At 48.4% G+C, this 18,690-nt stretch carries 17 protein-coding genes and 1 tRNA gene; 10 read left to right on the top strand and 8 right to left on the bottom strand.

What is annotated here, in order from left to right; all coding sequences use genetic code 11:
- Position 1 precedes the first annotated feature (1 nt).
- The 6 genes from murI to IQE94_RS09870 all read left to right on the top strand — a co-directional run bounded on the left by murI (position 2) and on the right by IQE94_RS09870 (position 6,644).
- The gene (gene murI, locus IQE94_RS09895) at positions 2-841 is read left to right on the top strand and encodes a glutamate racemase (RefSeq protein WP_212717897.1); all 840 of its coding nucleotides are present in this window, start codon (positions 2-4) and stop codon (positions 839-841) included.
- Positions 842-1,050: 209 nt separating this feature from the next.
- Positions 1,051-2,484, top strand: a complete 1,434-nt coding sequence (locus IQE94_RS09890) for a Rieske 2Fe-2S domain-containing protein (protein ID WP_212717895.1) — start codon at positions 1,051-1,053, stop codon at positions 2,482-2,484.
- 351 nt (positions 2,485-2,835) lie between these two features.
- Positions 2,836-4,167, top strand: a complete 1,332-nt coding sequence (locus IQE94_RS09885) for an NAD(P)/FAD-dependent oxidoreductase (RefSeq protein WP_212717893.1) — start codon at positions 2,836-2,838, stop codon at positions 4,165-4,167.
- A gap of 90 nt (positions 4,168-4,257) precedes the next feature.
- A complete protein-coding gene (locus IQE94_RS09880) occupies positions 4,258-4,686 on the top strand; it encodes a hypothetical protein (protein ID WP_212717891.1) in 429 nt (142 codons plus the stop codon).
- Entirely contained in the window at positions 4,686-5,162 is a 477-nt protein-coding gene (rimI, locus tag IQE94_RS09875) for a ribosomal protein S18-alanine N-acetyltransferase (RefSeq protein ID WP_212717889.1), read from the top strand. Before IQE94_RS09880 ends, rimI begins: the two co-directional genes overlap by 1 nt.
- Positions 5,163-5,186: 24 nt before the next feature.
- Positions 5,187-6,644: an FAD-binding domain-containing protein gene (locus IQE94_RS09870; RefSeq protein ID WP_223341828.1), complete on the top strand. Its 1,458-nt coding sequence runs from the start codon at positions 5,187-5,189 to the stop codon at positions 6,642-6,644.
- 27 nt (positions 6,645-6,671) lie between these two features.
- Here IQE94_RS09870 and IQE94_RS09865 read toward each other — a convergent pair whose 3' ends face one another.
- Genes IQE94_RS09865 through IQE94_RS09855 form a run of 3 tightly spaced genes read right to left on the bottom strand, consistent with a single transcriptional unit; the run spans position 6,672 to position 8,171 of the window.
- Positions 6,672-7,178 (bottom strand): Spy/CpxP family protein refolding chaperone, encoded by a 507-nt coding sequence (locus IQE94_RS09865; protein ID WP_223341827.1) that lies wholly within the window; start codon positions 7,176-7,178, stop codon positions 6,672-6,674.
- A gap of 56 nt (positions 7,179-7,234) precedes the next feature.
- Positions 7,235-7,621 carry a hypothetical protein gene (locus tag IQE94_RS09860; RefSeq protein ID WP_223341826.1) on the bottom strand — a complete coding sequence of 129 codons (387 nt, stop codon included), beginning with the start codon at positions 7,619-7,621 and terminating at the stop codon, positions 7,235-7,237.
- A complete protein-coding gene (locus tag IQE94_RS09855) occupies positions 7,611-8,171 on the bottom strand; it encodes a sigma-70 family RNA polymerase sigma factor (RefSeq protein ID WP_249214047.1) in 561 nt (186 codons plus the stop codon). The genes IQE94_RS09860 and IQE94_RS09855 overlap by 11 nt, the downstream gene beginning before the upstream one ends.
- Positions 8,172-8,489: 318 nt before the next feature.
- Here IQE94_RS09855 and mutS point away from each other — a divergent pair, with 318 nt between their 5' ends.
- Positions 8,490-11,126, top strand: a complete 2,637-nt coding sequence (gene mutS / locus IQE94_RS09850; protein WP_223341825.1) for a DNA mismatch repair protein MutS — start codon at positions 8,490-8,492, stop codon at positions 11,124-11,126.
- 174 nt (positions 11,127-11,300) lie between these two features.
- On the opposite strand, the gene lptC is transcribed toward mutS, so the two are convergent.
- The 5 genes from lptC to IQE94_RS09825 all read right to left on the bottom strand — a co-directional run bounded on the left by lptC (position 11,301) and on the right by IQE94_RS09825 (position 15,764).
- The gene (gene lptC, locus IQE94_RS09845; protein ID WP_223341824.1) at positions 11,301-12,494 is read right to left on the bottom strand and encodes an LPS export ABC transporter periplasmic protein LptC; all 1,194 of its coding nucleotides are present in this window, start codon (positions 12,492-12,494) and stop codon (positions 11,301-11,303) included.
- Positions 12,495-12,817: 323 nt separating this feature from the next.
- Positions 12,818-13,309, bottom strand: coding sequence for a transposase (locus tag IQE94_RS09840; protein ID WP_370630468.1), 492 nt, complete (start codon positions 13,307-13,309; stop codon positions 12,818-12,820).
- A 41-nt stretch (positions 13,310-13,350) separates the two neighbouring features.
- The gene (locus IQE94_RS09835; RefSeq protein WP_223343217.1) at positions 13,351-13,725 is read right to left on the bottom strand and encodes a transposase; all 375 of its coding nucleotides are present in this window, start codon (positions 13,723-13,725) and stop codon (positions 13,351-13,353) included.
- A gap of 111 nt (positions 13,726-13,836) precedes the next feature.
- Positions 13,837-15,594: an MASE1 domain-containing protein gene (locus IQE94_RS09830; protein ID WP_223341823.1), complete on the bottom strand. Its 1,758-nt coding sequence runs from the start codon at positions 15,592-15,594 to the stop codon at positions 13,837-13,839.
- 98 nt (positions 15,595-15,692) lie between these two features.
- A tRNA-Thr gene (locus IQE94_RS09825) sits at positions 15,693-15,764 on the bottom strand.
- Between the two features lie 61 nt (positions 15,765-15,825).
- On the opposite strand from IQE94_RS09825, the gene pheA reads away from it, so the two are divergent.
- From pheA to IQE94_RS09810, 3 genes are read left to right on the top strand one after another with little or no spacing between them, the layout of a single operon-like run.
- Positions 15,826-16,719, top strand: a complete 894-nt coding sequence (gene pheA / locus IQE94_RS09820) for a prephenate dehydratase (protein ID WP_212717878.1) — start codon at positions 15,826-15,828, stop codon at positions 16,717-16,719.
- Between the two features lie 40 nt (positions 16,720-16,759).
- A complete protein-coding gene (gene nblB / locus IQE94_RS09815; RefSeq protein ID WP_212717876.1) occupies positions 16,760-17,422 on the top strand; it encodes a phycobilisome degradation protein NblB in 663 nt (220 codons plus the stop codon).
- Positions 17,423-17,467: 45 nt separating this feature from the next.
- Positions 17,468-18,406 carry a glycosyltransferase family 2 protein gene (locus IQE94_RS09810; RefSeq protein ID WP_212717875.1) on the top strand — a complete coding sequence of 313 codons (939 nt, stop codon included), beginning with the start codon at positions 17,468-17,470 and terminating at the stop codon, positions 18,404-18,406.
- Positions 18,407-18,690 lie beyond the last annotated feature (284 nt).

Here is an 18,690-nt window from a genome sequence, read left to right as displayed (position 1 = left end):
AATGCGTGAGCCCCAGCGTAGCCGAATTGGCGTTTTTGATAGTGGTGTGGGTGGGTTAACCGTTCTACGTGAGCTGTATCGACAATTACCTAAAGAATCAATTCTTTATTTTGGCGATACCGCACGGCTACCTTACGGCAACAGATCCCCGCAAGTTATCCTCCAATATGTCCGGGAAATCCTCACTTGGATGACAGAAGAGGAAGTGAAAATGGTAATCATGGCCTGCAACACCAGTTCTGCTTTGGCCCTGGAAACCGTACAACAGGAATTTAATATGCCAATTTTGGGAGTGATCCTCCCTGGGGCCAGGGCGGCAGTGCGTCAAGGTCGGCGCATCGGTGTTATTTCCACCCCGGCTACGGCGGCCAGTAACGCCTATCGCCATGCTATCCACGAAGTCAACCCCGATGCCTTGGTTTGGCAGATGGGATGTCCAGAATTTGTCCCCCTCATTGAGCAAAACCGCCTCCATGACCCCTACACCCTAGAGGTGGCCAAGGGTTACCTACAACCTCTCTTAGATGCGGACATTGACACCCTGGTATTTGGTTGTACCCATTACCGTCATTTAACCCCTGTCTTCCAGCAAATTTTGCCTTCCCATATCCGGCTAGTGGATCCGGCTAGCCATGTGGTCAAGGCGGCCCGGCAAGAGTTGGAAGTGATGGGATTGCGGAATTCGGAAATGTCCATTGCCACCCGTTTCACCGTCAGTGGTTGCCCCCAGCAGTTTGCAGAGCTTTCCCAACAATGGCTGGGTTTCACCCCCATGGTGGAAAAAATTTCCTTGCCCTGCTTGAGCCCAATTTACCCCCAACCTTTGGAAATACGGGAGTAGAATACTAGCCGGATTCTGGTATTCCTTCTTGCCCGATGGCTTGGAATTCCTGAACTAATAACTCCAATAACAGCGATCGCCATGCTCAACTTTTTCGGGAGGCGATCGTTTTTTGTTGGGGGCCAAAGGTCATCAATAATCGTTACAATTCTTAATAGTCCACCCCGGGTAATGGCTATTCCCCGTCCTGGAACCCCATTAATTTTACTATGACCAGTCTGTTAACTTCCCCCAGTCAAGATCAAAGTGTCGCTGAGTCCTTACCTGCTGGGGGCTTGGACCAAAGCAAATTTGACTGTCGGGTAGTGTGGTATCCCCTGGCCTATGAAGAGGATTTGGACAAACACAAACCAAGTCGTTTTACTCTGTTGGGGGAGGATTTGGTGATTTGGTGGGAGGAAAGTGCCCAACAATGGCGGGTTTACGCCGATCAATGCCCCCACCGTTTAGCTCCACTGTCGGAAGGCCGCATAAACGAAGCTGGACAGTTGGAATGTCCCTACCACGGTTGGACTTTTGCCGGGTCAGGTCAATGTCAAGCCATCCCCCAACAATATGCGGACGGCCAAGCCCACACCAGTAAACGAGCCTGTGTGCGTTCCCTGCCAACCCAAGTAGCCCAAGGTTTGCTCTTTGCTTTTCCGGGGGAAACTGATCAAGCGGAAAAAGTTGCTCTCCCCTTGGTGGACGTGTTGGATGAAGACCAGTCTGAATGGGTTTGTCTCAACACCTTTCGGGATTTGCCCTACGATGCCTTTACCCTGATGGAAAATGTGTTGGATTCGAGCCATATTCCCTACACCCACCATAAAACCGTGGGTAAACGTAGTAATGTCAGCCCGGTGGATTTGGAGATTGTCCACGGCGATCTCGCAGAGATCCGCTGCGCGGCGCGCCAAGGCTTTATCGGCGCTTGGGAAGAGGGCCCGAGAAAAGGTACTTTAGGCAAACAAACCACCACTTTCATTGCCCCAGGATTGATGTGGCACGATCTAACTTCAAAGCAATTTGGTCGGACTTTAACGGTAGTTTATGCTACCCCCATGCGCCCAGGGGAATGTCGTTTATTTGCTCGTTTTCCTTTCAAATTTCCTAGTAAATTTCCCCGCTTAGTGATTGGTTTAACCCCTCGTTGGTATTCCCACTTAGGGCAGAATCGAGTGCTAGAAGATGACCAGATTTTTCTCCATTTCCAAGAAAGGTTTGTGCAAAGCAAGGGAGGATCACCAAACTATGAAAAAGCTTGTTATCTGCCCACTAAAGCCGATCTATTTGTGGCGGAATTTCATCGTTGGATTGAACAGTATCAAGTTAAACCCTTTGGGGAAAGTTCTTTACCAGATCGCCAATCGGTAGAACAATTGATGGATCGTTACCATTCTCACACCAAACATTGCCATAGTTGCCGTAACGCCCTTGCTAACATTGAAAAAATTCAAACCGGGAGCCTGGCGATCGCCATTATCTGTCTGGTGGTTTTACCTGTAGTTAGTTTAGGCTTGGCCCCCAATTTTTTCCTGGGATTAGGACTAACAGTGGTGACTGGCTTAGCTTTTGCTCTCTGGGCTGGGCTGGGCAAATTTAAACAGTCTTTTTATCGAGGCAATCCCATTCCTCCGAGAAATATCCCAGACAAAAGTTGATCATTTTTGTCTGTTATTAAAAAACTTTTGTCATGGAGTATTGGTCGTAATTTTATTGCCGAAAGCAAAATCATTAAACTGAATTTAAGAAAGTGTTTGAAAAGTGCAAGGCTAGGTATGTATCTCCTTAAATTTCCTCACTAAAGATCCGGCTTAGAAGGGGGACTTTTGTAACATTTTTCCCCTTCCCAAGGGGGGCTAGGGGGGATTAAACAGTCAAAACTCAACTTTTGAAACACGCTCTAACGTCAGGGTTTGCCCAACAATAATCAAAATCTTTGTAACAACCATTACTGGTAAGCCCCAGGAAAATGATTAACATTAACAAATCGTAATATTTTTGCCGTTGCTATGAATGCCTCCACCTCTCCCCGTCGTCCCCATGTGGTTATTGTCGGGGGCGGCTTTGCCGGTCTTTACACTGCAAAAAATTTACGGCGATCGCCAGTAGATATCACCCTGATCGACAAGCGGAACTTCCATCTATTTCAACCTTTGTTATATCAGGTGGCCACCGGCAGTCTTTCCCCGGCGGACATTGCTTCCCCGTTGCGGGGAGTGCTGAAGGGTCAAAAAAATATTCGCGTGTTGATGGATAAGGCCATCGACATTGACCCCGACCAACAAAAAGTGGTGCTGAAAGGCCATGCTCCTATCCCCTACGACTGGCTGGTGGTGGCCACTGGGGTAAGTCATCATTACTTTGGCAATGACCATTGGGCCGCCCTGGCACCGGGGTTAAAAACCATTGAAGATGCTTTGACCATGCGCCAACGGATTTTTGCGGCCTTTGAAGCAGCGGAAAAGGAAAGTAACTCAGAAAAGCAACAGGCTTGGTTAACCTTTGTCATTGTCGGGGCGGGGCCCACTGGAGTTGAATTGGCGGGGGCGATCGCCGAAATTGCCCACAGTTCCCTCAAGGATAATTTCCACCGCATTGACACTAGACAAGCAAAAATTTTGCTGATTGAAGGAGTTGATCGGGTGCTGCCCCCCTACAAACCCCAACTGTCAGCCCGGGCCCAACGGGATTTGGAAGACCTGGGGGTAACGGTGTTAACCGAAAGAATGGTAACGGACATTAACCCGGAACAGGTGACGATACATAACAATGGCCAAAGTGAAACCATTGTGGCAAAAACGGTGCTCTGGGCCGCTGGGGTAAGGGCTTCCGGCCTCGGCAAAATCATTAGCGATCGCGCTGGGGCCGAGTTAGACCGGGCCGGTCGGGTGGTGGTCAACCCTGATTTGAGTGTGGCCAGTTTTGACAATATCTTTGTCCTGGGGGATTTGGCTAATTATTCCCACCAAGGTGATCAACCCCTGCCCGGTGTGGCCCCCGTTGCCATGCAGGAAGCGGCCTATCTGGCCAAGCTCATTGGCGATCGTTTACAGCATCGAGAGACTACCCCTTTTCGTTATCTGGATTACGGTAGTTTGGCGGTGATTGGTCAGAATAAAGCAGTGGTTGACCTTGGCTTTGCCCAATTTACCGGCTTAGTAGCGTGGATGATCTGGGTTTGGGCCCACGTTTATTACCTGATTGAATTCGACAATAAACTAATTGTCATGTTGCAATGGGGCTGGAATTATTTCACCAGAGGCCGGGGGGCCCGACTCATCACCGATACCTCCAATCCCCAGAGCACTTCTACCGTGCCGAAGGAACTAGTGCGCCCCTAGAGTTTAATTTCGGTAAACCCCACCATAGCTTGAGCAAACAATGGCTTAAACTGTGGAGAATAAGGCTATGGGCCCGAGCCTGGGAAAATAATGTTACACCTCGCCCAAATTACCATTGACCAGCAGGAAAATTGTCATCAACTAACGGTTTTGGCCAGTTGCCAGAATCATCAGTGTTGGCAAAGGGGCAACTTTACCCTGCCCCTGGGCAACCCAGACCATTGGACTGAGGGGTCTTTAGTGTTGGTTCAAACCGATGCCGACCAGCAAGTAGAACAAATTCGGGATGGGCTGGACTGGCTACTGGAAATTTTGGAAATTGTCCCCACCGCCAATGGTTTCACTCCAGATCAAGCCCTTGCTTCTTTAGTAAAACAGGAAAAGAGGAGGGTAGAAGCCTGGCGTCAGGAAATGGCCGCCAAAAATCTAGATTTGACCAAGCGGCAAATTGAACTGGAAACCCAACGGCAACAATTGAAAGAATTGGAATTAAAACTGCAAGAGCAGGTAGCAACCTAATGGTTTCCCTTCTCTGCCCTAAATACGATCTATTTTGGCCCCATCGAGAAGACCTGCCCCATTTTGCCCAGTTAGACCAGCAGTGTTTGGGGGGAATGTTGACTCTAGGGGGTTATGAGCGCGAATGGGATAGCGATAACAGCGTTCTGCTGGGAATTCGTTTAATGACCGGGGGAGACTTGGTGGCCATGGGGGCTTTTTGGCAAATTTTAGAGGAAGCCCACATTACCCTGTTGGCCGTCGCCCAGGCCCATCGGCGGCAGGGATTGGGAAAAATCCTTCTCCAGTCCCTTTTGGCCACAGCGACGCACCGACAATTAGAACGGGCTACCTTGGAAGTTAGGGCATCCAACCAGGTTGCCATAGACCTCTACCATCAATTTGGCTTTCAGTTGGCCGGACGTCGCAAAGGTTACTATCCCGACAGAGAAGATGCTCTAATTCTCTGGAAAAACCATTTGAGTCCCCCTGCCTAGTAACAAATCAGGGAAAACGGCACAATGGGGAAGCAGTTGATTTTGTTGCCCATGTCTGACCATCCCCTAATTTTGCTGTGGCACCGTCGGGATTTACGTCTCCATGACCATTTGGCTTTGGCCAAGGCCCGTCAAAAAACAGCCAAAATTGTCGGGGTCTTTTGTCTGGATAACAAAATTCTTCAAGCTGAAGATATAGCTCCGGCCCGGGTGGCTTACCTACTCGGTTGCCTACAGTCTTTACAGGATCATTACCAACGTCTCGGTAGTCAACTGTTGATTTTTCACGCAGATCCGGTGCAGTTATTGCCCCAAGTGGCCGCTACCTTGGGAGCCCACAGCGTTGTCTGGACTTTGGATACGGAACCCTACGCCCAACAGCGGGATTTACAGGTCGCCCAGGCCCTGCGGGAACAGGGGTTGGCGATCGCCACGGAATGGGATCAACTCATGCATCATCCTGGGGAAGTGCTCACCCAAGCGGGGAATGCCTACACGGTTTACACTCCCTTTTGGAAAAATTGGCGTCAGTTACCCAAAGCAAGTCCGGTGTCCACACCCAAGGATCTACAGGGTTTAAGTGCGGCAGAACAGGAAAAATTAGACCCCCTGGGGCCCCATGCCATACCCCGACTAACAGATTTGGGTTTTAGCTGGGAAAACCCCCTCCCATTGGCACCGGGGGAAGAGGCGGCTGAGGAAAGATTGGCTTGGTTTGTGGCCAATGTCCTAGAGGAATATCAACAAACCCGCAACTTCCCTGCCCTCGATGGCACCTCCCAACTGAGCGCCGCCCTCAAATTTGGTGTTATTTCTCCCAGAACCCTCTGGCAAGCCACTTTGGCAGTTTGGGATCAAAGTCGCAGTGAGGAAGCCCGTGCCAGCATTGAAACCTGGCAACAGGAACTAGCTTGGAGGGAATTTTACCAACATTGCCTTTACAGTTTTCCCGGCCTAGCCCAGGGCCCCTACCGATCGCCGTTTCAGGAATTTCCCTGGGAGGAAAACCAAAACCATTTCCAAGCTTGGTGCGCTGGGGAGACTGGTTACCCCATCATTGATGCGGCCATGGCCCAGTTAAACCAAACCGGCTGGATGCACAACCGCTGTCGGATGATTGTGGCCAGTTTTCTAACCAAGGATTTGATTCTCAATTGGCAATGGGGGGAATTGTATTTTATGCAGACCCTCTATGACGGTGACCTAGCGGCCAACAATGGGGGCTGGCAATGGAGTGCTTCTAGTGGCATGGACCCCAAACCCCTGCGGATTTTTAACCCCTATACCCAAGCCCAAAAATTTGACCCGGAGGGGGAATATATCCGCACTTGGTTACCTCAGTTAGCCCGCTTCGACACAGGGGATCTGTTAACCGGTAAACTCACCCCCATGGAAAGGCGATCGGTCAATTATCCTGAACCCATAGTGAACCACAATCAGCAACAACGGGAATTTAAACGGCGCTATCAGTTGGTCAAGTAGCCATAGATACCGATTAATACCCATTAATTATTGTTGACTGCCCACGCCCCGGCGCCCCTGACGATTGTTGCGACGTTCCTGCATTAATTCGGAGAACTTTTGCCGTTGTTCCGGGGTTAGCACTTGACGACTTTCTAGCATGCTGTTGAAGCGCAGTTCCCCCAGTTGTTGGCGCAAATTGGCTACTTGACTATGTTTGGCCCTAATTTGACTGTCACTGCCATTGCCGGCCATCAGGGTGCGTAACTCGTTTTGGCCAGTGCGTAATTGTTCAGATAGGGATTGCATTTGCCCCTGGTACTTTTGACGAATAGCTTCTAGCTGCTGTTTTTGGCTATCGGTCAAATTGAGGGATTGCATCCATTGGCCTTGGCCTCCCCTTTTATTGCCCCAGCCCCATTGGCTGATCAATTGTTCAGTTTCATCACTACTTTGCCAATGTAAATCTAAATTTTGGTTTTGGGCCATGGCGGGAACAGCGGTCAGAGTACAGGCTAAACTGGTCAGCAGACCAGCAATAATAATGTTTTTCATGGTGATCAGGTTCCTCAAAAAATTCACTGAAGAGATAAAAATGGCAAAAAATACTTCTATTCCCCTGGGGAATCGGTCAGTAACCACCATTCCTGGCTAGGGTTGTCCATGGCCCCCAAGCTGTTACCTCTGTCGGGATAAATAGCCCCCGACCAACTTTCCTGGAGAAAGGCTTCTAGTTCGGCCATGTCAGGTTCCCGGGCCGTTTGCATTGGCGATCGCCAACCGAAGAGTCCTGCCCCCACTAGGCCAACGAGTAGAACTCCTCCCCCCAGCCATTGCCAAGAAAAACCAGGAACGAAAGACCGGCGGGGACATTGCTTCATCCGTCGCAAAATTTGGTTTTCCAATTGCGGTGATGGGGCGGGAACCCCAGGACGATGGGCCTGCAAAAAATGCTTCAGTTTGCCCTCCTGGTCGGCGTTAAATGAATTAAAAGACATCTTGAACTCCCTGTTGTTGCAAGAATTCCCGCATGGCCCGCCGGGCATAGAATAGACGGGATTTGATAGTGCCCCCAGGCAAATTGAGTACCTCCGCAATGGTCTTTTGGGGCAAATCCTCCAGATCGTGGAGCACCAACACAGTGCGATGCTCAAAGCTGAGGGTAGCCAAGCCCTGTTGCACTAAATCCTGGTAGTGGAGTTGCAACAGATCAGGGCTATCCTCTGGCCGAGACAATTGCAGAGATATTTCCCCTTCGTTGTCAGCTAAAGCAGAACTTGGTTGATGAATCCGTTGGCGGGATCGCCCTAATTGTTTGCGGGCATCCTGGGCCACGTTCCAAGTAATGCGATAAAGCCAGGTGGCAAAAAAATTGTGATTGCGGAGTTTGGGCAATCCTTTCCACACCTTGAAAAATACCTCCTGAACTAGGTCATCGAGTTGATGCTGTCCACAAAGTTGATAAAGGGTGGAACGAACTTTAGCTTGGTACCGACGATAAAGTTGACGAAAGGCTTCGGCATCACCCTGCTGACTTTGCTGGATAATGCTAGTTTCATTTTCCCCCACCGCTGGATTGACTAAGGGCTTAACCAACAAAACCTACCTCTTTGGCGGTTACGGGAGTTTAGACCCAAAGAGTTTGCTCAAGGTTCAAAGGGGGGACAGCTTTTCTTTCGGTTAGCTTAAGTGAACGAGAAGCCCCACACTCTAGCGATAGGCGAGTGCTGGGATGATAGCGAACACGGTGTTGTTATTAATTTGAAGGGCCATAATGACTGGAGTTGGCGATCGCCATTGGTTGGATCTTGCTGTCGGTGGGGAGAGGGTGTCAGAATGGGAAGCCGCTGACTCCATCCTCTGGCCATGACTAATACTCCCATCCTCGGCACTGTTAAAGAACCCCAACGGGACTATCGCACCCTCGATCGCCAGAAGTTGACGCCGATGTTCCAGCACTACACGGAGGTGAAGGAACAGTATCAAGGGGCATTGTTGCTCTACCGGGTAGGGGATTTTTTCGAGTGTTTTTTCCAGGATGCGGTCATCATTGCCAGGGAATTGGAACTAATTTTAACTAGCAAAGAAGGGGGCAAAGAAATTGGCCGGGTCGCTATGACTGGGGTGCCCCACCACGCCCTAGAACGCTACGCCCGCCAGTTGGTGGAAAAGGGCTACGCCGTGGCCATCTGTGACCAGGTGGAAGATGCCGCAGAAGCCCAGGCAGAAAAACGCATGGTGGAACGGCAAGTGACGAAGTTGCTCACCCCCGGCACCCTGACCGATGACAGTATGCTCCCCGCCAAGCGCAATAATTTCCTGGCGGCGATCGCCATGGTGGAAGACAAATGGGGCCTAGCCCACGCTGATATCTCCACCGGGGAATTTTTCACTTGCCAGTCTAGTAATTTGGATGACCTCGCAGTGGAATTGCTGCGGCTGCAACCGTCGGAAGTGCTTATTCCCACCTCTGCCCCCGATATTCGTAATATTTTGCGCCCAGGGGAACCTTCAGAACATATTCCCAAACAATTGCCCACCAGTTTTTGCTATTCCCTCCGCTCCCAAACTCCCTTTTCTTTAGTGGAAGCAAAACAACGGTTATTGACTACTTTTCGGGTCAAATCTCTGGAAGGCATGGGTTGTGACGCTTTACCCCTAGCAATTCGGGCGGCGGGGGGATTGCTGGAATACATCGAAGATACCCAAAAGGCCCATGTGGTGCCCATTCAACCATTAAAGACCTATGGGCTAACGGATTTTCTGGTGTTAGACCACCAGACCCGGCGCAACTTGGAAATTAATCAAACCGTGCGGGATGGCAGTTTCCACGGCTCCCTGCTCTGGGCTTTGGATCGTACCAGCACCACCATGGGCAGTCGGGCTTTGCGGCGTTGGCTATTGCAACCTTTATTGGATCTCAAGGGTATCCAAGCTCGCCAGGACACCATCCAAGAGTTGTACCATCACCCCGCTTTGCGTCAGGATTTGCGGCAATTACTCCGGCAGATTTACGACCTGGAACGATTGACGGGCAGAATTGGGGCGAACACCGCCAGTGCCAGGGATGTGTATGGCTTAGCCTCTTCGTTGGTGCGGTTGACCGATTTAGCTGCATTGGCCCAGGAAGGCCATAGCCCCTATTTAAAAGCTTTACAAACAGTACCGCCGGAGTTGGAAGAATTGGGCAAATATGTTCTAGCTCATATTGTGGAAAATCCCCCCTTACATATCCGGGAAGGCAACTTAATTCGCAGTGGCGTTAATCCAACTTTGGATGAAATGCGTCAAAGTTTAGAAGATGATAATCAATGGTTAGCTAACTTAGAAGTAACAGAACGGGAAAAAACTGGCATTGCCAATTTAAAAGTTGGTTATAACAAAGCCTTTGGTTATTACTTAAGTTTACCCCGCAGTAAATCGGAACAGGCTCCAGAAAATTACATTCGCAAACAAACCTTAGTCAACGAAGAAAGGTATATCACACCGGAATTGAAGGAGCGAGAAACTCGTATTCTCACCGCCCAGGCTGACTTGAATCAATTGGAATATGAAATTTTTAGCGAAGTGCGGGGCGCAGTGGCGGAAAAAGCCCAACCAATTCGGGATGTGGCCAAGGCCGTAGCGGCGATCGATGTGTTGGCGGGGCTGGCCGAGGTGGCAGTTTACCAGGGCTATTGCCGTCCCACTATGCAGACCGAATCAGGTTTAATCGATATTAAGGCAGGTCGCCATCCGGTGGTGGAACAATCCCTTGGAGCCGGATTTTTTGTCGCTAACGATACCCAATTGGGCCATGAGCATTGGCATCCTGATTTGGTCATCTTAACCGGGCCCAACGCCAGTGGAAAAAGTTGTTACCTGCGCCAAGTGGGATTAATTCAATTAATGGCCCAAACCGGCAGTTTTATTCCTGCGAAAGCCGCTACTCTGAGCATTTGTGACCGTATTTTTACCAGGGTGGGGGCAGTGGATGATTTGGCCACAGGGCAATCTACTTTTATGGTGGAAATGAATGAAACTGCCAATATTCTCAACCATGCCACCGCAAAATCTTTGGTGTTACTAGATGAAATTGGTCGGGGTACCGCTACCTTTGACGGTTTGGCGATCGCCTGGTCAGTGGCGGAATATTTGGCCGGAGAAATCCAGGCCCGGACAATTTTTGCTACCCATTACCATGAGCTAAACGAGTTGGCTTCTTTGTTAGAAAATGTGGCCAATTTTCAAGTTACTGTTAAAGAATTGCCAGAGGAAATTATCTTTTTGCACCAAGTGACACCGGGGGGAGCGGATAAATCCTATGGCATTGAAGCGGGACGGCTGGCGGGGTTACCTAGTTCAGTTATTACTAGGGCCCGGCAGGTGATGGCCCAGATTGAAAAATATAGTAAAATCGCCGTCGGTTTACGTAAGGGTAATCGAGGTAAAGTTATGGCTAGTCAGGGGGATCTTGAAACAGCGGAAGATAGGGCCAAACAGTTAGATATTTTTGGTTTTTAGAGTTGCAAACTTTGCGATTTGCTTAATGAATACCTTGCTTTAGAGCGTGTTTGAAAAGCCCCCATGACCCCCCAAATTTGCGGGGAAACAGAGTCAAAGTCCTCCAGTATTGCCGGAGCTTTAGTGAAGAAATTTAGGGCTAGAGGGGGGAAATCAGACTTTACAAACAGGCTCTCACTGATTGGGAAAAATCTCTGTCACCACCCTTTCCGAGCTAGTACTAGTTACCACCACATTATTGTCAGGTAAAGAACCCTGGGCCACATCCCCAGTGAGGTTAAATTTCACTCCCTTCTGTTGCTCGTAAATAATGTTGCCCTTAGCCTGCAACGTTTGGGGACCAAAATTGTAAGTTAACTCATCGGCATACAGTTGGGATTGTTGTTCTTGGCTTGTGGTATTAGTGCCTTGTTCTAGTTTGGCTATCCCGACGGCCAGATTGACGGCTCCCCGGTTACCCCGCACTGTAATTTGTTGCTTATAATCCACAATACTGATCGGCTTATCGGTGGTCACAAAACGAGTTAGATAGTACCAACTAATGGGCTCAGCGGCAATTTGTAATGGTGGTTCAACGGATTTAAACTGATTTAAGCCTGCCAAATGTACCAACTGCTGTTTCAGTAACAATTCTGCCTGGTCGCTTTTGACTTCGTCGGTGGCAGTTTGATCCACAAAGCGCACTAGGGTCAACGGGCGATCCCCAAAAACCCGGTTGTTTTTAATTTCCCAGGTTATTCTGTCGGTTTTGAGTTCCAAGCGACGGGGATCTTTGGGCTGATTTTGGTCTTTGGTATTGTGCTCGGTTACTGCTACCACATCGCCGGAAACAATTAACTTTTCTTCCTTCGTTTCATAGCGTCCCTCTTTGGCGGTTACGGTCAAATCAGGGTGTTCCCCCTTCAGGTTTTGTCGAGCGGTAAGAATGCTAGATTCGGTTTGCCATTCCACTTCCTGAGCCCGCAACACAGCCTTATTACGGGGATCAAGGGCAACAATGTTCTCTCGCAGGAATAGGGCTTTGCCGTCTTCAATAATTTCCCCCTTATCCGCTTTCACTTGGAGCACTACTTTGCCATCCTCATAAAAATCCCCCTTCACATTGACCAAAGTGGCATTCTTGCCATCAACGCTATAGCGAGCTTCCTCCACCTGAATTTTCCAGACCGTTTGCCCTTTCGCGTTGGCCTGTTCTAGGGTGGCGTTATTGAGGGTAAGACTACTTTCTTCCTTGGGGGGTGGAGCTTGACTGCGTTGTTCTAGGGGATCGGGGGGCGCACAACTGCTTAACATCAATGTGCTAAGGAGTAATCCTCCCCATAAAACGGAGGAGCAACGACGTAGGGGCAAAAAAAATGAAGTTAGCAAAGTTTAACGAGATAATTTGAAAATAAATGATTAAATCAGGTTTTTTCAGCAAATAAATCCCCAGAGGAAAACTCTTAGGACTTTTCAGGCTCCATTACCGCTTTCAGTTTCCTATTCTAGGTGATCGTCTAAATCAGAGTTGTCTCCCATAACTAGCGCTCTTTCCTGAGTCTGGGAGCCAATTGTTCGGCTTTACTCCACAAAACACTTACCTAACTTCAGTCTAAACGAAGATCAAGAACTTCATGCAAGTGAGTACAAAAATAGTGATCGTGCAAAGTGTTGTTTTTTTGTAATACTTTTTAATACGGCGGATTTGGCGTCTAAGTGTAATAGTAGCAACAATGAGTAAAATAGTTCCGTCTAATTGTGGTAGAATTTAAGATAATGCCGATTGCTGCTAAGTTTTCAACAGATTCTTTGTCTTGAGGTCTAAATCTCCGAATAAAAGCCTTGAGTTCCCACCAAAAATGTTCAATGGGATTAAAATCTGGGGAGTAGCGTGGTAAATAAATCACCTTGGCTCCTGACGCTTCGATCATTTCTTTGACTCCTTGAACTTTATGAGCATTGAGATTGTCCATAACAACGACAGCACCTTCCCAGAGTTGTGGGATGAGTTCTTCTTTGACAAAATCTATGAACAGTTCTCCATTCATAGATTTAGGTAATAATTTTAAGCATAAAATCCCCAACAAACTCATCGCTCCTGCATAGTTGAGACGGGTGCCCCTGTAGACAGAATCAAAGTCATAGGCTCTAGTTCCCATAAGACTTCTCGGCATATCTCGCATAATTCCCAGTAAGATGCCCATTTAGTCAAGAAATACTAAATTTTCAGGTTTCTCTTTCACAATTAAATGCCAATATTCCTTTCTTGTTGAACTTCTTCTGAGCTAGCTTTGCGATTCCTTTTTGTTTTTTTTCGTGTTAATCTCAGGGTTTGTAAGAAGCGACACATGGTAGATTCGCTAATTTTAATACCAGTTCTTTCTAGCCATAGCTCACAGTATTCTGAAAGAGTATAATCGGGATGTTCTGCCACCATTGCTATACCCTGCTCTTCTCTCCCCATCAGCTGACTAGGTTTCCCTCCACTTGGAGCTTTTGGACAAACTTGTCCCGTTTCTCGTTTTAGTTTAAGCAAATCCTGTACCGTTGTTTTGCTCACTTGAAACTGCTTTGCTACTTTTCTAATCGAGGTTTGACCGCCTTCATAGGTCTTGACTATTCTCTCTGATGTCCACTGATAGAGCAGGCATTTTACTTTTCGGTGAATTTTTACTTATGTTTGTCACCCATTGTGCCACTTCGTCATGGAATCCGCCGAAATGGTGTTGGTTCACACCTCGGCATAGTTGAAGAGAAAATATTGATTCCTGCCCGCCTGTTTGGCGCAATACAAGGCTTGGTCTGCTTGTTTAAGCAGTGTTTCCTTGTCACCTTCAAATCCAGAATAGGCCACTGCGATGCCAATACTACAGGTGACATTGGCGGCCGAATCCACTGCTTGGTGGGGAATACCTGGGGTTTGCAGGGCAGCTTTAATTCTTTGGGCAATGGCGATCGCCCCGAGTTGGTCCACTTCCGGCAATACTAGGACAAACTCTTCCCCTCCGTAACGGGCAACAAAGTCAGACCCTGGTTGACGGATGCAACTTTGCAATATTTGGGCAATCTCCGTGAGGCAAATATCTCCCCGGCCATGGCCATAGTGGTCGTTATAGAGCTTGAAATGATCCACATCCACCATCATCACCGTTAAGCGCTGGCCCCTCTGGAGGAAAATTTGCCATTCTGCGGCAAATTGTTGTTCAAAGTAACGACGGTTAGGAATATGGGTTAGGCTATCAATGTGGGCTAGTTTATTGAGTTCAACATTGGCCAACTCCAAGGATTTGTTAACGGCGGTTAATTTGTCAGTTCTTTTTTGCACTTCATTTTCTAAACTTCTTACTGCTTGGTAGAGAATTTGTTGGGCAGTTTTCTTTTCTTGAATAATGGCAGAAAAAAACAATGCCGTCATGGAAATCACCGCCGTAAACATCTGTAGAAATATTATCGAATTATTACCGGAGTCATAGTTGAACACACCTTGACCTTGGGCAGTAGCAAAAATAGCAAAAAAGGCAAAGAAAGCAACGAAAACACTAGCAAAGAAATCGCCAAAGTGAAAAAACACAAATAGAATTAGTGGCAAAAACATATAGGCGAGTGGGTAGGAATGATAAAACGATAAAAACCAAACTAAAACTGTTAAAAAAATCGAGATAATTAGCTTGGTATTGAACAAATGATGACGATGAAAACGATAAAAGCGAATATTAATTAATACCGGCGTGAAAACAATGATTGCCAGTACACTATTAGACCACCAAGTTATCCAAGAATAGAGAAAATTTTCCCTAGCAACAATGCCTAAAAATAGTAAAGTGCTAACACCAATAACCGCTGACAAAAATGGGCCAATGACGGCCCCTTGGACAAAAGCAATGGTGGTGGAAACCCTTTGGAATGGATTGATAATGGCCAAGGGGTCTTGTATGCTGTCACCGTTCTTGATAACGGGAACGGACTCCCTTTGGGCCAATGATCTGAGCTTTCTTTTCAGCCATAGATCCCCCACAAAGGGTTGAAGAGTATTGGCAACAGCAAAAGCTGTTTCCAGCACAAGAAATTGACCAATGCTGGGGGGCGGATCAAAGGTGGAAAGTACTGAAACTAAACCCAATACTGAGCCAAGAATAATGCCGGGAGTAACCCAATGGCCGAAGTGAAAAAACACACCAAAGGTGAGGGCAGAGGGAAACCAAACAGGGGCAATTCTTCCTGGTAGTAGGGTGCTAACCAACTGGTCACTCAGCTTAATTCCCACAACATAAAACAGAGCTACCAGAAGATTCAAAAGAACATTATGGAGCAGAGGACTCTGCAAAAAACTCGCACTGCCACTACCCTTAATCCAGCGGACTAGTTCGCGACGATGGATAGGAAACCAGTAACCCTGTTTATCCATAATTACACTGCCCCCACAGCTTAAAATTTCCCGATGCTTCAGTGTGCCAAGATGTCGAGAGCTTTGCGGTATAGCGTCCGACATTAGAGTAAGTATAGGCTTAATTGCTTAGACTTTTTATTTGTCCTAAAAAAGACCGGGACAAACTAGGGAAAACCGGGCGGGCAGGCTAAAAGTAATGAAGCCGAAGATGGGATTTGAACCCACGACCAACTGATTACGAATCAGCTACTCTACCACTGAGCTACTTCGGCACGACCTAATTCCTCTGCAAAATGATAACATTTTCTGTACCAGCTTTCCTGGGGAGAATTTATGTCGCCATTGGTCGTTGCACATTTGGGGCCAAGGGGAACCAACACGGAAACCGTCGCCCTGGTTTATGGGGAACAGCACCAGGGGCGCACTGGGCAGGAGGTGGAATTTTTGCCTTGTCCCAGTATTGGCAAAACCCTAGAGGCGGCGGCCCAGGGCTTAGTGGATGTGGCGATCGTGCCGGTGGAAAATTCGACGGAGGGGGGCATTGCCATTACTCTGGACGGCCTTTGGGCGGCGGAAAATTTGAAGATACAACAGGAATTGGTGCTGCCCATCACCCATGTTTTGCTCAGCCGGGGAAAACTTCTAGAAGATCTGACTAGGGTTGTGTCCCATCCCCAGGCCTTGGGGCAATGCCAGAAATGGTTGGGAGCCCATCTTCCCCAGGTGAGTTTAGTGCCGGCCAACTCCACCACCGAAGCGATTCAGATTATTGGCGATGACCCCACGGCGGCAGCGATCGCCTCTCCTAGGGCCGCCACCCTCTTTGATCTCCCTGTACTACACACAAACATCCAGGACTATCCCGACAACTGCACCCGCTTTTGGGCGATCAGCTCCCAGGGCCAATTGGATGGCAGTCACACCACCCTAGCCTTCAGTGTTCCCCTAAATATGCCGGGAGCGTTGGTGAACCCCCTAAAATTATTGGCTGAAAGAAATATCAACCTTAGCCGCATCGAATCCCGCCCCACTAAAAGGTCTTTGGGGGAATATGTTTTCTTTATGGATTTAGAAGCCAGCCAAACGGAACCCAGGCTCCAGGAAGCCTTAGAAAAACTAAAGCAGTACACGGAAGTGCTAAAAATTTTTGGCAGCTACCCCACAAAAGTCCTACAATTGGTCGACCTCCAGCATTTTCACCCACCGGGTTGGTCCAGCCCATCCTAATTCCTAACCCTAGCCCTTAGTTGATTTTTCCAATCTTGTTATGAGTGATTCTCTCACCTCCATCAAAGCATTACTGGATTCGGATAGTTTTAGTGATAAAGTCCGGGGTTTGAATCAACTGCGGGCTCTGGAGCCAGCCCAGGCTTTTCCCTTATTGAAACCTTTGGTCAACGATGCCAATCCCCGCATTCGCTATGCCGCTGTTAGTCAATTGGATCCGGTAGGTAGGGCTGATTTAGAACAATCATTGCAACTGCTGCGCGATCGCCTATTTAACGATCCAGAAATTGACGTGCAATCGGTGGCGGCGGATGTGATCGGAGGACTGAAGTTAACCGCTGCCTATCCTGACTTGCAAAAAGCCTATGAAGAAACCCCTGAATGGCTCTTACAGATGAGCATTGTGGCCACCCTAGGGGAAATGGGGGATAGCCGGGGCTTCGACCTACTGAAGATCGCCCTTGGTTCCGAGAATAGTTTGATTCGCACTGCGGCCATCAGTGCCCTAGGAGAACTGGGGAACCCCGATGCCTTTCCCCTGTTGGTGCCCCTAGCCCAGGACGAAGACTGGCAAGTGCGTTACCGGTTGGCCCTGGCGGTGGGTCATCTGGAGCATCCCGATCGCCAAAGCTTACTGCAACAGTTGGCCCAGGATAAGGCGGAACAGGTAGCCAGCACAGCCCGGGAATTATTGGCCGCCTAGGCTGGGTTAAGCTGGAAGGTCCCTTGAAAATGCCTGGGTTTATTTATGTTTTTTAGTGTTGTCATTCCCACCTATAACCGTTTGCCGATCCTGGAAAAATGCCTACGGGCCCTGGAAAAACAGACTTTTGACCAAGATTTAATCGCAGGCTATGAAATTGTGGTGGTGGATGACGGCTCCACCGATGGCACCCTAGCTTGGCTGGAAGGACATCGCCAGGAATTGCTCCACGTGCGGCCATGGGAGCAGGATCACCAAGGCCCCGCCGCCGCCCGTAACCTAGGAGTGAATCAGGCCCAGGGAGACACCATCATTTTCATTGACAGTGATCTGGTGGTGACGGAGGTATTTCTCCAAGCCCACGCGGAAGGTTTACAACGGGGCAAAACACAATACAATTCGGATCGGGTTTTTACCTATGGGGCCGTGGTCAACACCTGCAACTTTGATGCGCCGGAATCTGAGCCCTATAAACTAACGGATTACTCCGCCGCTTTCTTTGCCACCGGCAACGTGGCGATCGCCAAGCAATGGTTACTAGAAGCAGGACTATTCGACACCGGCTTTCAACTGTACGGCTGGGAAGATTTGGAATTGGGGGTCAGACTGAAAAATTTAGGCTTAAAACTCGTTAAATGCCCCCGGGCAGTAGGTTACCACTGGCATCCTCCCTTTAGCCTGCAACAAATCCCCAAATTGATTGACCAAGAAGTACAACGGGGTCGCATGGGGGTTTTGTTCTACCAAAAACATCCCACCTGGGAAGTGCGGTTGATGATCCAAATGACTAGACTCCATTGGTTGCTGTGGGGATTACTTTCCTTGGGAGGGCGCTTGAATGAAAAAACAATGGCTCCCCTCCTCCAATGGTTCATTGACCATGGTCGACCCCAACTAGCCCTAGAAATTGCCCGAATTTTCCTCAATTGGTATAACGTCCAAGGGGTATATGCCGCCTTTGCAGAAAGCCAAAGCTCCCATTAAAATCCCATTAAAACAAGTTAAAGCAGTGCAAATTTGATGGGCGAAATGTCGACAATTTTTTCCCTACCCACGGGGTTAATTCTTAAGAAATTTTGACTTAGGGGCACCGCTTTCCCAAAATTCCCTATCATTTAAGCTAATCTTGCTCATTCAATTGAGTTACACACTGTTACAGTGAATTGAGTCTTTTAGCTCAATAAAGACTGCTTTTCCCCGTTGGTCAACCGGACTAACAACCCGTTACTGCTGAGTTCCTTGGTCAGAATGGGTATTTTCTAACTTAA

This window comes from Synechocystis sp. PCC 7339 (assembly GCF_019924095.1).
Classification (GTDB): Bacteria; Cyanobacteriota; Cyanobacteriia; order Cyanobacteriales; family Microcystaceae; genus Synechocystis.
The sequence above is the reverse complement of the archived record's forward strand: the minus strand, read 5'-3'. Positions and strand labels throughout refer to the sequence as shown.

Coding starts and splice junctions, on each gene's coding strand:
- IQE94_RS09885 (WP_212717893.1), top strand. CDS start 2,836: ATGAATGCCTCCACCTCTCCCCGTCGTCCCCATGTGGTTATTGTCGGG.
- IQE94_RS09810 (WP_212717875.1), top strand. CDS start 17,468: ATGTTTTTTAGTGTTGTCATTCCCACCTATAACCGTTTGCCGATCCTG.
- mutS (WP_223341825.1), top strand. CDS start 8,490: ATGACTAATACTCCCATCCTCGGCACTGTTAAAGAACCCCAACGGGAC.
- IQE94_RS09860 (WP_223341826.1), bottom strand. CDS start 7,621: ATGTCTTTTAATTCATTTAACGCCGACCAGGAGGGCAAACTGAAGCAT.
- pheA (WP_212717878.1), top strand. CDS start 15,826: ATGTCGCCATTGGTCGTTGCACATTTGGGGCCAAGGGGAACCAACACG.
- nblB (WP_212717876.1), top strand. CDS start 16,760: ATGAGTGATTCTCTCACCTCCATCAAAGCATTACTGGATTCGGATAGT.
- IQE94_RS09870 (WP_223341828.1), top strand. CDS start 5,187: ATGGGGAAGCAGTTGATTTTGTTGCCCATGTCTGACCATCCCCTAATT.
- murI (WP_212717897.1), top strand. CDS start 2: ATGCGTGAGCCCCAGCGTAGCCGAATTGGCGTTTTTGATAGTGGTGTG.
- rimI (WP_212717889.1), top strand. CDS start 4,686: ATGGTTTCCCTTCTCTGCCCTAAATACGATCTATTTTGGCCCCATCGA.
- IQE94_RS09840 (WP_370630468.1), bottom strand. CDS start 13,309: ATGGGCATCTTACTGGGAATTATGCGAGATATGCCGAGAAGTCTTATG.
- IQE94_RS09890 (WP_212717895.1), top strand. CDS start 1,051: ATGACCAGTCTGTTAACTTCCCCCAGTCAAGATCAAAGTGTCGCTGAG.
- IQE94_RS09830 (WP_223341823.1), bottom strand. CDS start 15,594: ATGTCGGACGCTATACCGCAAAGCTCTCGACATCTTGGCACACTGAAG.
- IQE94_RS09865 (WP_223341827.1), bottom strand. CDS start 7,178: ATGAAAAACATTATTATTGCTGGTCTGCTGACCAGTTTAGCCTGTACT.
- IQE94_RS09880 (WP_212717891.1), top strand. CDS start 4,258: ATGTTACACCTCGCCCAAATTACCATTGACCAGCAGGAAAATTGTCAT.